Genomic DNA, 13,442 nt, shown 5'->3' on the forward strand with positions numbered 1-13,442 from the left:
GAGCGCGATGGAGAGCAAACGTCTTGATAATGCCGCGCTGGCGGCGGGGATCAGCCCCCATTACATCAATGCCCACGGCAAACCGCAGTCAATTGGCGCCGAAACCAAGCGGCGTTTGCTGGACGCAATGCACCGTATCCCCGACGCCGGGAAGGCGACGACGCCTGTGCCGGGCGTCAGGGTGTTTACCGCGGGCAAAAAAATGTCGCTCACCGTCGAAGGCAAAGGCGAGTTTAGCTGGCTGTTGACGACCGAACAGGGCGAGCCGTTTAAAGGCCATGCGACAGGCGGCAAAGCGTTCAACCTGCCGGCGAAGCTGCCGCCCGGTTATCACTCGCTGATGCTGACGCAAGGGGAGCAGCGCAGCCATTGCCGGATCATCGTCGCGCCGAAGCGCTGCTATGAACCGCAGGCATTACTGGACGGTAAAAAATTGTGGGGCGCGTGCGTGCAGCTTTATACGCTGCGCTCAGACAACAACTGGGGAATTGGCGATTTCGGCGATCTGAAAGCCATGCTGGTTGACGTCGCCAAACGCGGCGGGGCGTTTATTGGATTAAATCCGATCCACGCGCTTTATCCTGCCAACCCTGAAAGCGCCAGCCCTTATAGCCCATCGTCACGCCGTTGGCTGAACGTGATTTATATTGACGTGAATGCGGTCGACGATTTCCGTCTGAGTGAAGAGGCGCAGGCATGGTGGCAAATGCCAACCACGCAGCAAACATTGAAGCAGGCGCGGGAGGCCGAATGGGTCGATTATTCGACCGTCACCGCGCTTAAATTGGCGGCTCTGCGCATGGCGTGGAAACGCTTTGCCGTGCGTGATGATGAGCAGATGGCGGCGTTCCGCCATTTTGTGGCGCAGGAAGGTGAAAGCCTCTACTGGCAGGCGGCGTTTGATGCGTTGCATGCCGCACAGGTGAAAGAAGACGAACTGCGCTGGGGGTGGCCGGTCTGGCCGCAGGCGTATCAGTCGGTGGACTCACCGGCGGTCAAAGCCTTTTGTGACGAACACCGTGACGAAGTGGATTTTTATCTCTGGCTACAGTGGCTGGCGTACACCCAGTTTGCGGCGTGCTGGGAAACCAGCCAGGGCTATAGCATGCCGGTCGGCCTGTACCGTGATCTGGCGGTAGGCGTGGCGGAAGGCGGGGCGGAAACCTGGTGCGACCGCGAGCTGTATTGCCTGAAAGCGTCGGTTGGCGCGCCGCCGGATATTCTCGGTCCGCTTGGGCAAAACTGGGGGCTGCCGCCAATGGATCCGCATATTATGGCGGCGCGCGCTTACGAACCATTTATTGAGCTGCTGCGCGCCAATATGCAGAACTGTGGCGCGCTGCGTATCGACCACGTGATGTCGATGCTGCGTCTGTGGTGGATCCCATATGGTGAAACCGCCGACCACGGCGCGTATGTTCATTATCCGGTCGACGATCTGCTGTCGATTCTGGCGCTTGAAAGCCACCGGCATCAGTGCATGGTGATTGGGGAAGATCTGGGTACGGTGCCGGTGGAGATTGTCGGCAAGCTGCGTGACAGTGGCGTGTACTCGTACAAAGTCCTCTACTTCGAGAACGATCATGAGAAGACCTACCGTGCGCCGAAAGCGTATCCGGAACAATCAATGGCTGTCGCGACGACGCATGACCTTCCTACGCTGCGAGGCTACTGGGAGAGCGGAGACCTGACGCTTGGTAAAACGCTGGGGCTGTATCCTGACGACGTCGTGCTGCGCGGCCTGTATCAGGATCGCGAGCTGGCGAAGCAGGGGCTGCTGGACGCTCTGCACAAGTATGGCTGTCTGCCTAAACGCGCCGGGCATAAGGCTTCGCTGATGGCGATGACGCCAACGCTGAATCGCGGTATGCAGCGATATATCGCCGACAGTAACAGCGCCCTGTTGGGTTTACAGCCGGAAGACTGGCTGGATATGGCGGAACCGGTGAACATTCCGGGCACCAGCTATCAGTACAAAAACTGGCGTCGTAAGCTGTCCGCCACGCTTGAAGCGATGTTTGCGGATGAAAAGGTGAATAAACTGATTAAGGATCTGGACAAGCGGCGACGCGCGGCCACGAAGAAGAGGTAAAACAAAACCCGTCGAAAGACGGGTTTTTACTGTCCTGATGATGTGCCGGATACGACGTTTCGTGTCGCCATCCGGCACAGAAAGCGATCAGACCACCATCCCCAGCAGCAGACAGCCAATCAGGCCGCAGACTGAGATAATGGTTTCCAGCATCGACCAGGACTTAATGGTCTCGCCGATTGTCAGGTTGAAGTATTCTTTAAACAGCCAGAAGCCCGGATCGTTCACGTGAGAGAAAATTACGCTACCGGAGCCAACTGCAATCACCATTAGCTCAGGACTCACGCCGGTTGTGGCAATCAGCGGCGCGACAATCCCACCAGCGGTAATTGCTGCAACGGTTGCAGAACCCAGCGCGATACGCAGAACGGCTGCGATAGACCACGCCATCAGGAGCGGGGAAATGTTGGTTTCATGCATCATTGACGCGATGTATTTGTCCACGCCGCTGTCAACCAGCACCTGTTTGAACGCACCGCCGCCGCCGATGATCAACAGCATCATGGCGATAATTTTGATCGAAGAAGTCAGGGTGTCGTTAATCTGATCCATCGAACGACCACGGTTCAGGCCGAAGGTGAACAGGGCGATCAGCACCGCAATCAGTGTCGCCATTACCGGGTCGCCAAAGAACTCCGCCACCGGCAGGAAGGCGTGGCCTTTCGGCAAGACCATTTCGGCAACGGCGCGCATCGCCATCAGCACAACCGGGACCAGCGAAGTCCAGACGCTGACGCCAAAGCTCGGCATCTCTTCTTCGCTAAAGGTTTTCGCGCTGTACAGACCCTCCGGGATCGGCTTATCGATGCCTTTCAGGCAGCGAGCAAATACCGGACCTGCCAGAATAACGGTCGGGATCGCCAGGATAGTACCGAACAGCAGCGTTTTACCCATATCGGCCTGGAAAATGGTGGCGATAGCGGTCGGGCCCGGGTGCGGCGGCAGAAAGCCGTGGGTGACGGACAGCGCAGCCGCCATGGGTACGCCGACGTACAGCAGCGGAATGTTGGCCGCAGCCGCAATCGTAAAGACCAGCGGCAGCATCAGCACAAAGCCCACTTCGTAGAACAGGGCGAAGCCAACGGTAAAGCCGGTTAATACCACGGCCCACTGGATGTGCTGTTTACCAAATTTGGCAATCAGGGTGGTGGCGATACGCTGTGCGCCGCCGCAGTCCGCCAGCATTTTGCCCAGCATGGCGCCAAAGCCCATGATCAGGGCGAGGCTTCCCAGGGTACCGCCGACGCCCGCTTTGATCGAGCCGATAACTTTATCCAGCGGCATTCCTTGCATCAATCCAACAGCAAGCGCCACCAGGACGAGAGCGATGAAGCCGTTCATTTTGAAGCGGATCATCAGGAGTAATAGCAAGATTACACCGATAGCAACGATGACTAATGGCATGATTTACCTGGCCTTTCATTTTGTTATGGGTAACGTCAGTGTTTAGACGACAATTTCCGGTTGTCCCAACTGGGAACAGAGACGTAACGGCACCGTGACTGATTTCCTTCGAACTACTTAGTTTAGTCGGATGTTATGTGTGTGTTAGGTGCCCATGCGAATGATACGGGTAACATGTTGTGATTGAAAATCACCCCGGTAGGCAAAATTTAAATTATGCGAGGCAGGTCAAATTATTGGGGTAGCAGAAGGGCATTTTATGACGGATGAACAGCCGTATGTGCAAGGCAGATACGCGTGAGCAGGCCCGGTAAGCGGTAGCCCACCGGGCAAAAGGGAGGCCGGACTTAGTAGTATGAGTGTTCGCCGCGCTGGTGTTCAGTCAGGTCGCGAACGCCTTTCAGTTCCGGGAATTCGTTCAGCAGCTGCTTTTCGATCCCTTCTTTCAGGGTGACGTCAACCATGGAGCACCCGTTACAGCCGCCGCCAAACTGCAGGATGGCGTAGCCTTCGTCGGTGATCTCCATCAGTGAAACGCGACCGCCGTGACCGGCAAGCTGCGGGTTAATCTGCGATTGCAGCATGTATTCAACGCGTTCCATCAGCGGCGCATCGTCAGCCACTTTACGCATTTTGGCATTCGGCGCTTTCAGGGTTAACTGAGAACCTAACTGGTCGGTGACGAAATCGATTTCCGCATCTTCCAGAAACGGTGCGCTCAGTTCATCAACATACGCAGTCAGCAGATCAAATTTCAGGGCGGTGTCGGTTGCTTCCACGGCGTCCGGCGGACAATAAGAAACGCCACATTCAGCGTTAGGCGTACCGGGATTGATCACAAATACGCGGATTTGTGTCCCTTCTTCCTGATTTGCCAGCAGTTTGGCAAAGTGCGCTTGTGCAGCATCGGAAATACGGATCATAGTAATGGCCTAATAGTTGACTATTTTAGTTGGTTATAATACGCCCATCATCGAGGCTCTACAAGGTTCGACACAGGCACCATACCTGGACCGTCGCCGCGCCGTTGCGCAAAAGCAGCTTCGCGAGCTCCCCGACGGTACTGCCGGTAGTGACGACATCATCCACAACAACCATATGGAGTCCCTTTACCGGCAATTCAAGGCGAAAGGCGTTTTTCAGGTTGCGTTTACGCAGTCGGGCGCTGAGATGATGCTGGGGCGCGGTAGGACGTATGCGCGTGACGCAGCGATCGTCCCAGGGACAATTTAGCCAACGCGCCAGCGGTCGGCACAGCAGTTCGCTTTGATTAAATCCTCTGCGCCAGTGGCGACGCGACCAGAGCGGAACGCTAATCAGCCTGTCTGGGCGGATGAATCCGCTCTGACGACGTGCCTGTAACACTGACAGCAACAGCAAACGCGCCAGCGCGGGGGCGATCTCCCCGCGTCGGGAAAACTTAAGCTGGTGAATAAGCGTACTTAACGGCGGCGTATAGTCATTTACCATAATCAGCCGCTGCCACGGCGGCGGTTTTTGCAGACAGCGGCCGCAGGGCAGGGTTGGATGCGCGCAAGGCAGCCCACAGCGCGGACAAAGCAAGACGCGATGGCCCGTCGCCCGCTGGCAGACGGAGCAAAGACCCCAACGGCTTAGCGCCAGCGGCATCCGACATAGCCAGCATAATCCCGGTACTGTTAGCATAGGTTCATCCTTGTAAGTGAAAAGAGAACAGTAACTGATGAATGACATTTGGTGGCAGACCCGCGGCGAGGGAAAGTGTCATCTTGTGCTGCTGCACGGATGGGGACTGAATGCGGAGGTGTGGCATTGCATTAGCGAGGAACTTAGCTCGCATTTCACGCTGCATCTGGTCGATCTCCCCGGTTTTGGGCGCAGTCAGGGGTTCGGTGCGATGTCGCTTGAGGAGATGGCGGTTCACGTACTGAAACAGGCGCCAGAGAACGCGATCTGGCTGGGCTGGAGTCTGGGAGGGCTGGTGGCAAGCCAGGTGGCGCTAACGCGTCCTGAACGTGTGCAGGCGCTGGTAACGGTAGCGTCCTCTCCCTGCTTTAGCGCTCGTGACGGCTGGCCGGGGATCAAGCCTGAAGTACTGGCGGGTTTCCAGCAGCAGCTAAGTGAGGATTTTCAGCGGACGGTTGAGCGTTTTCTGGCGCTGCAAACCATGGGCACGGCGTCGGCGCGCCAGGATGCCCGCGCGCTGAAGAAAACGGTGCTGGCGTTGCCCATGCCGCCGGTAGACGTGCTCAACGGCGGACTGGAGATCCTTAAAACGGTTGATCTGCGCGAACCGCTGAAAGCCGTGCAGGTGCCTTTCCTGCGCCTGTACGGTTACCTGGACGGTCTGGTGCCGCGTAAGATTGTGCCAGTGCTGGATGCGCTGTGGCCGCAGAGTGAATCGCAGATGTTTACGAAGGCGGCACATGCCCCGTTTATTTCTCATCCAGCGGCGTTTTGTGAAGCGCTGATTGCGTTGAAACAGTCACTGTAATGCCTGTTGCCAGGCCCGGCACTCGCGCACTCGCCGGGCAGGGTATCAGTGGCTTAATCGCATTACTTCAGCGGCTGACAGGCCGGTGATTCTTGACACCGTACGCCGATCGATTCCATCCGCCAGCATGGTGCGCGCAATGCGTTGCGCTTCTTCGCGTTTACCTAACCGTAAGCCTTTTTTTATGCCCTTTTTCAATCCATTTTCAAGGCCGCGTTGATGGCCTTCCTGGCGTAATCTTTCGGCAATCGTCATCATCCTCTCCTTGTGCTGGGGTAAACGTTCGGTCACCGCGTGAATAAACTCATCAAAGCGATCGCTGTCGCCGGAACGCAAGAGATAATTAAATAGCGCTTTAAGCTGTTTGTCATTAGCGTGTCCTTTAACAAGCAGCGTCGCCAGCTTTTCCACCAGCCCAAGCAGGTCACGGGTGCGAATATGCTTTTGTATCAGCTCAAGCAACGCCATTCGTCGATGCTGCATGATCTCGTCATCCGGTATGACGGTGATATCCACAAGGGGAAATGCGGTGGCATAAAGCTCTCTTGCCAGTGCGGGGTTATCAAATTCATCAAGCCAGCAAAGGGAAAATGGGTAGGGGCTTTCCGTGCCGTGATAAAACAGCATCGGCACCACCAGTGGCAATTTTTTATGCCCCGCGTCCAGGTGCTGCTGCATCGCCGCGATGGCGTAACGCATCAGCCGAAACGCCATGTGAGCATCCGGCGTGCTTTGATGCTCAATAACAATGTAGATATAGGCGTCTCCTTCGCGGGTTTTAAGCGACCACAAGATATCGGAATAATAAGCCCGCAGTTGTTCCTCGATAAAGCTGCCCGATTCCAGCTTCAGCGTTTTCAAATCGCAGAGGTGTCGCACCGCTGCGGGCAGATGGAGTTTAAGGAAGTCCCGCGCGGTAGGGGGATGGCGGAGAAAGGTTTTGAAAATCGCATCATGCGGCGTTGAGGTCATTATGGTGTTCCGTCACGTAAATAGTCAGAGGACGGAAGCGTAAACGTCGGGGCTGTTGGCCGCACCCAGTAAAAGTTCATCCTGTGAAAGAGGACGAAGGAATCATCACGCGTGGTGAAAGCGGTTCATTTTCGCGGAACGGAGCGCGCAAAAAACGACACGGGGCAGAAGGTATCGTTTTTAGCGCCGGGGGAGGGTTTAGCGCAATGTCCACCATTCGCGCAGGCAGGCTTTGCCTTCCGGACAGCTTTTACAGCTTCCCGAAAGGCAGCCGTCGGGTTCTTCCTGAATCCGCGCGGCTTTTCCCATCGTTTCCAGTTGATTCAGCATCGCGTCGATCATTGCTTGTGGCGTATGCAGCGTCTGGCTGATTTGCGCCGCCTCCATGCGCCCGCGCAGCGCCAGTAAATCGCGAACCTGAATCAGTGAAGCCATCGTTCAACCCTTAGTGACAGTCGCCGGTGGTGGTCGACGCGGCGCAGCAGGCGCTGGCGCTTTTACGCGTCGCCAGCAGATTAACATCCACCCGGCTCCGCGCCCGACGCAGCAGGCCAATCACCACGACGTTAAACAGAATCACCGCCAGAATGCACACCAGGCTATAGGTTGGATGTTCGCCGTAGCTGGCGACCTGATAGAACAGGGTCGACAGCGAGTATGCGATGTTCAGCCCCCACAGAATGGAGAAGCCCATCCAGCCGCGGCTGGACTCGCGAGCGATTGCGCCCATCACTGAGATGCACGGAACGTACAGCAGGACGAAAATCAGGTAGCTGTAAGCCGCCGCCGCGCTGCCAAATTTCGCATCCATGACGCCCATCGCGCCGGTCGCCATTTCGCCATCACCCTTGCTGGCTTCGATCGGGTTCGCCAGAACGCTCAGGCTGAGCGTATCTTTCAGGCTCTGCCAGGTTTCTTCCAGCGCGTCGAGCAGTTCGCCGCCAAGGCTGAACTCAGCTGGGTTAAATGCCTCTTCCTGAATGTTTTCCGCGGTGTAAAGGGTGTTGAGCGTACCGACCACCACTTCTTTCGCCATCGCACCGGTGAACAGACCTACTGTGGCCTGCCAGTTATCCTCGTGTACGCCGATCGGCTTGAAGACAGGCGTAATTACGCGGCTAACGGAAGCCAGGGCAGAGTCGTTGATGTTGTCGACGATTTTACCGTCCAGCGAGAAGCTGTTAAACGCGCTCAGGAAGATGCTGACGATGACGATCACTTTACCGGCGCGCAGTACAAAGCCTTTCAGACGCTGCCAGGTCTGGATCGCCAGGCTCTTAATGTGGGGGATATGATAAACCGGCAGTTCCATCACAAACGGCGAGGCTTCGCCGCGCATAATGGTGTGTTTGAGCATCAGGCCGGTCAGCACTGCCATCACAATGCCCAGCACGTACAGGGAGAACACCGCCAGCGCGCCGTTTTGCCCGAAGAAGGCGGCCGCAAAGACGGCGAAAATCGCCAGGCGCGCGCCGCAGGACATAAACGGCGCCATCATGATGGTCATCAGGCGTTCACGCGGCGCGTCCAGCGTACGGGCGCCCATCACCGACGGGACGTTGCAGCCAAAGCCGACGATCAGCGGAACAAACGATTTTCCTGGTAGCCCCAGCGCCTGCATCAGGCGGTCCATGACAAACGCGGCGCGCGCCATGTAACCGGAGTCTTCGAGGAAAGAAAGGAACAGGTACATCATGCCGATTTGCGGTACCAGCGGCAGAACAGTATTGATACCGCCGCCAATCCCCTGGGCGAGGAAAATGGTCAGCCAGTCCGGGAAGTGGAGGGTGTAGCCAATCCACTGGATGCCGTGAATAAAGACGGCGACAGAACCGGCGTCGAAGATGGGCGCCAACGCGCCGCCGATGTTAATGGCGAGCAGGAACATCAGGTACATCACAAACAGGAAGACTGGCAGCCCCAGGAAGCGGTTGAGGACGATTTTGTCCACCGCCGTGGTGAAGCGGCTGGGCTCCGCCGTCAGGGTGTTGCTCACCACGTCGCAGATGGCGGCGATGCACTGGTAGCGGGCGTCGGCGATGTGTAGCGCCGGATCGTCCATCTCTTCGCTCAGGCGAGCGAACGAGGCGTCCAGTTGCTGCGCGGCATCCCCGGCGTAAGCGCGGCTGTAAATGTCGCCCTCCAGCATCTGTAAACCGAGCCAGCGACGCTGGTGCGAAGGCATGGTCTGCGCCATCAGGTTTGCCAGATTATCCGCTTCACGTAGCAACGGCTGGGCATAATGTACCAATTCGACGTTTTCATTTTTGCTGTGGCGATCGATCGCCAGCTTCAGTGCTTCGATACCGCGTCCACGGGTGGACACCAGCGGAACTACCGGGCAGCCGAGACGCGCGGACAGCGCATCAATGTCGATCCGGATCTGCTGTTTTTCGGCAATATCCAGCATGTTAAGCGCGACAATGCAGGGGATCCCCAGCTCCAGCAATTGCAGCGTCAGGTACAGATTACGCTCGAGGTTGGAGGCATCCACGACGTTGATTAACAGATCTGCGTCGCCGCTCAGAATGTAATGGCAGGCAATCTGCTCATCAAGAGAGGTTTGTGACGAAATGGTGGTCAGAGAATAAGTGCCGGGCAGGTCGACCAGCGTCACCTGGTGGTCAGTGGTAGAAAACAGGCCTTCTTTGCGTTCGACCGTCACGCCAGCCCAGTTGCCCACGCGCTGGCGCGCGCCGGTAAGCTGGTTAAATAATGTTGTCTTGCCGGAATTTGGATTACCAATTAAACCAATGGTTAATTTTTTCATTGTTATAGACTCACTGTATTAGCAGGAAACCGCTTCCACTTCTAATAACGCCAGGTCTTTTTTCCGTAATACCAGGCTGACGCGGCGGGTTTCGATATGCACCGGGTCACCCAAGGGCGCGACGCGCACCACGTTAAATGAGGAACCCGGCAGCATGCCGAGGGAAAGCAGTTTCTGACGGTATGCAGGACTTATTTCACGGGCAAAGCCGGTAATTTTCCACGCAGTATCTGGAGTAAATTGCATAAGAGCCTACTTGTATCTTGCTTACTGGTTATTACCTCATGGGGCTGAGGAACGCGGCATGAGACCAGCTGATTAGCCAACGAAGGAAAGATTAAATAATCAACAATGCGATGATAATGAGAATGGTTTCTATCATCAATAGAATAAATGTGACGGAATGTTGGTTTGAATAATAATTTGCGTCAACTTTGATATGGCTCAACATTTATTGTCGACAGGTGAAATGATTCGAGGAATTAATAAATTAACAGTATTAATGTTTAATTATCGTTTCATCTGTTAACGATGTGATAAATATTAGTACGGGGGTAAAAGAAGAAATGAATGTTGCCGGATGGCGGGTTAACCGCCTTTCCGGCAGACAGCGCGACATTGTCCTCCAGGCCGGACAAGACGCATTCGCGTCGTTATCCGGCACAGGTTTCTGGGTTAGCGTTTTTTACCCATTGCCGCCGCCAGCGCATCCATCATCGCGCTATTGCCTGTCGGCTGCGCGTCGCGACCGCGCGGTCTGGCGGCTTTCGCGGCGGGACGTTCGTTCCCGTTTGCCCCCCCACGGCGCGCCTGAGTCTCTCCTGGCTGTTCATCGAGACGCATGGTCAGGGCAATGCGCTTACGTTGCAGATCCACCTCCAGCACTTTCACCTTCACGATGTCGCCTGCTTTCACTACAGTATGGGGATCTTCCACAAACTTGTTCGACAGGGAAGAGATGTGAACCAGGCCATCCTGATGGACGCCGATATCGACAAACGCGCCAAAGTTGGTGACGTTGGTGACGGCGCCTTCCAGAATCATCCCCGGCTGCAGGTCGTTCATGGTTTCGACGCCGTCGGCAAACTGCGCGGTTTTGAACTCCGGACGCGGGTCACGCCCCGGTTTTTCCAGCTCTTTGATGATGTCAGTCACGGTCGGCACGCCGAATTTGTCGTCGGTGAAGTCAACGGCTTTCAGGTTGCGCAGTTCGCTGCTGTTACCCATCAGATCTTTCAGTGCCTGCTGGGTTGCCGCCAGAATACGTTCTACCACCGGATACGCTTCCGGGTGGACGGTTGAGGCGTCAAGCGGGTTATCGCCGTGGTTGATGCGCAGGAAGCCCGCGCACTGCTCAAAGGCTTTTGGCCCGAGACGGCTTACCTTCAGTAACTGCTGACGATTCTGGAATTGTCCGTTTTCATCGCGCCAGGCGACGATATTTTGCGCCATCATACGGGTTAAGCCCGCCACGCGGGTCAGCAGGGGGACGGAGGCGGTGTTCAGGTCCACGCCGACGGCGTTTACGCAGTCTTCCACCACCGCGTCCAGCTTACGCGCCAGCTGTGTCTGGCTGACGTCATGCTGATACTGGCCGACGCCGATGGATTTCGGGTCGATCTTCACCAGCTCCGCCAGCGGGTCCTGTAGACGGCGGGCGATAGAGACCGCGCCGCGCAGGGAAACGTCAAGATCCGGAAATTCCTGCGCCGCCAGCTCAGAGGCGGAATAAACCGACGCGCCCGCTTCGCTGACAATCACTTTTTGCGCGGTGACTTTCGGGAACTGCTTCTGCACGTCGAGGAAGAAACGCTCGGTTTCACGCGAGGCCGTACCGTTACCAATCGCCACCAGTTCAACGTGATATTTTTCACACAGCGCGGCGACGACCATCGCGGCTTTAGCGGCCTGGCCGGTATGGGGATAAATGGTGTCAGTGGCGACCAGCTTACCGGTACCATCCACCACCGCCACTTTCACCCCGGTACGCAGACCCGGATCGAGGCCCATGGTTGCGCGCAGGCCCGCCGGCGCGGCCATCAGCAAGTCATGCAGATTACGGGCAAACACGTTGATCGCCTCGTCTTCCGCGCGTTCACGCACGGTGCCCATCAGTTCGGTTTCGAGGTGCATCAGGACTTTAATGCGCCATGTCCAGCTCACCACGCCCTTGCGCCAGTTGTCCGCTGGCGCGTTGTTCAGCCGCAGACCGAGGTGATCGAGAATGATCTGCTCACCGTGGCTCTGTTTTGGCGGCTCATCAAACTGTGGGTCAGGGTTCAGTGACAGTTGCAGGACGCCTTCGTTACGGCCGCGAAACATCGCCAGCGCGCGGTGAGAAGGCACGCCGGAAATGGGTTCGTGATGATCGAAATAATCGCGGAATTTCGCGCCTTCCTCTTCCTTGCCGCTGACCACAGTGGCAACCAGATGCGCGTTTTTCCACAGATAATCGCGCACTTTTGCCAGCAGCGCCGCGTCTTCCGCGAACCGTTCCATCAGAATGTAGCGCGCGCCGTCAAGGGCGGCTTTGCTGTCGGCAACGCCTTTGTCGGCGTCGATAAATTTCGCCGCTTCCGTGTCAGGATCGTGCGATGGATCGTTCCACAGCAGATCCGCCAGCGGCTCAAGACCCGCTTCAATGGCGATCTGACCGCGGGTGCGGCGTTTGGGTTTGTAGGGGAGATACAGGTCTTCCAGCTCGGTCTTACTTAACGTGCCGTTGATGGCGTTAGCCAGCTCATCGGTCAGCTTGCCTTGCTCAGAAATGGACTTAAGAATGGCCTGGCGGCGCTCTTCCAGTTCACGCAGATAGCCCAGTCGGGTTTCCAGATTACGCAGTTGTGTATCATCCAGACCGCCGGTGATTTCCTTACGATAACGTGCGATAAACGGCACAGTGTTCCCTTCATCAAGCAGGCGAACGGCAGCTTCAACCTGTTCGGCGCGTGCCTGAATTTCACCCGCAATAATGCGGCAGAAAGAATTGTTCATCATGGATAGGCTTCATCTTTAGGATCAAAAATCAGGGGATAGTTATACGGACTGGCACGATAAAATGCCAGTCGCGGAGGGCGCTCTCGGATTATTTTACGTACTCGATGGCGTTGACGTACCAGCTGGCTTCTCCGCCGGGCGTATTGACCACAGCAAGGTCGCCGATCTCTTTTTTCAGCAACGCGCGCGCCATCGGCGAGTCAATCGAGATGTAATCCTTACGGCCGAAAATTTCATCGTAGCCGACAATACGAAAGCGGCGGATATCGCCGTCGTCATTTTCAATCTCCACCCACGCGCCGAAAAACACTTTGCCTTCCTGCTGCGGTGAATAGTCGACGATTTTTAAATTTTCCATGCATTTCGTAAGATAACGAACCCGACGGTCGATTTCACGCAGGCGCTTTTTATTATACTGGTAGTCGGCATTCTCGCTGCGGTCGCCAAGGCTCGCGGCCCAGGTCACCTTTTTCGTGACTTCCGGGCGCTCTTCACGCCAGAGATAATTCAGCTCTTGTTTCAGTTTCTCGTACCCTTCCCGGGTGATCAGGGGCGTTTTCATCTTATTGAATACCTTTAAGTCTGTGACGATGCGCACAAATCGTATTACGTTACCCTGCTAACAGAATAAATAATGTGCCGCACGTTTCATTGTATACTTAAGCTGCTGTTAAATATGCTTTGTAACAATTTAGCCTGGAATTCATACCAGAATTCGCTGGTGACGAACGTAA

General features: G+C 56.1%; 11 protein-coding genes. 2 read left to right on the plus strand and 9 right to left on the minus strand.

The window, feature by feature from the left end; all coding sequences use genetic code 11:
- The first annotated feature begins 7 nt into the window (after positions 1-7).
- Entirely contained in the window at positions 8-2,092 is a 2,085-nt protein-coding gene (gene malQ / locus APU02_RS21410) for a 4-alpha-glucanotransferase (protein WP_060571175.1), read from the plus strand.
- Positions 2,093-2,179: 87 nt separating this feature from the next.
- On the opposite strand, the gene gntT is transcribed toward malQ, so the two are convergent.
- From gntT to gntX, 3 genes are all read right to left on the minus strand, one after another.
- Positions 2,180-3,496 (minus strand): gluconate transporter, encoded by a 1,317-nt coding sequence (gene gntT, locus APU02_RS21415; RefSeq protein ID WP_042286414.1) that lies wholly within the window; start codon positions 3,494-3,496, stop codon positions 2,180-2,182.
- A gap of 347 nt (positions 3,497-3,843) precedes the next feature.
- Entirely contained in the window at positions 3,844-4,419 is a 576-nt protein-coding gene (gene nfuA, locus APU02_RS21420; RefSeq protein WP_012908340.1) for a Fe-S biogenesis protein NfuA, read from the minus strand.
- A 58-nt stretch (positions 4,420-4,477) separates the two neighbouring features.
- Positions 4,478-5,161: a DNA utilization protein GntX gene (gene gntX / locus APU02_RS21425; RefSeq protein ID WP_060571176.1), complete on the minus strand. Its 684-nt coding sequence runs from the start codon at positions 5,159-5,161 to the stop codon at positions 4,478-4,480.
- A gap of 37 nt (positions 5,162-5,198) precedes the next feature.
- Here gntX and bioH point away from each other — a divergent pair, with 37 nt between their 5' ends.
- Positions 5,199-5,969: a pimeloyl-ACP methyl ester esterase BioH gene (bioH, locus tag APU02_RS21430; protein WP_060571177.1), complete on the plus strand. Its 771-nt coding sequence runs from the start codon at positions 5,199-5,201 to the stop codon at positions 5,967-5,969.
- 45 nt (positions 5,970-6,014) lie between these two features.
- Here bioH and APU02_RS21435 read toward each other — a convergent pair whose 3' ends face one another.
- From APU02_RS21435 to greB, 6 genes are all read right to left on the minus strand, one after another.
- On the minus strand, positions 6,015-6,941 hold the full coding sequence (locus APU02_RS21435) for an Rpn family recombination-promoting nuclease/putative transposase (RefSeq protein ID WP_060571178.1): 927 nt from the start codon (positions 6,939-6,941) through the stop codon (positions 6,015-6,017).
- Positions 6,942-7,139: 198 nt separating this feature from the next.
- Entirely contained in the window at positions 7,140-7,376 is a 237-nt protein-coding gene (gene feoC, locus APU02_RS21440; RefSeq protein ID WP_060571179.1) for a [Fe-S]-dependent transcriptional repressor FeoC, read from the minus strand.
- Between the two features lie 10 nt (positions 7,377-7,386).
- The gene (feoB, locus tag APU02_RS21445; RefSeq protein WP_060571180.1) at positions 7,387-9,711 is read right to left on the minus strand and encodes a Fe(2+) transporter permease subunit FeoB; all 2,325 of its coding nucleotides are present in this window, start codon (positions 9,709-9,711) and stop codon (positions 7,387-7,389) included.
- An 18-nt stretch (positions 9,712-9,729) separates the two neighbouring features.
- Positions 9,730-9,957, minus strand: coding sequence for a ferrous iron transporter A (feoA, locus tag APU02_RS21450; RefSeq protein ID WP_012908346.1), 228 nt, complete (start codon positions 9,955-9,957; stop codon positions 9,730-9,732).
- A gap of 429 nt (positions 9,958-10,386) precedes the next feature.
- Positions 10,387-12,708 carry a Tex family protein gene (locus tag APU02_RS21455; RefSeq protein ID WP_060571181.1) on the minus strand — a complete coding sequence of 774 codons (2,322 nt, stop codon included), beginning with the start codon at positions 12,706-12,708 and terminating at the stop codon, positions 10,387-10,389.
- A gap of 88 nt (positions 12,709-12,796) precedes the next feature.
- Positions 12,797-13,270, minus strand: coding sequence for a transcription elongation factor GreB (gene greB / locus APU02_RS21460; RefSeq protein WP_042286394.1), 474 nt, complete (start codon positions 13,268-13,270; stop codon positions 12,797-12,799).
- Positions 13,271-13,442 lie beyond the last annotated feature (172 nt).

Source organism: Citrobacter sp. 50677481 (genome assembly GCF_001463265.1).
GTDB lineage: Bacteria > Pseudomonadota > Gammaproteobacteria > Enterobacterales > Enterobacteriaceae > Citrobacter_A > Citrobacter_A sedlakii.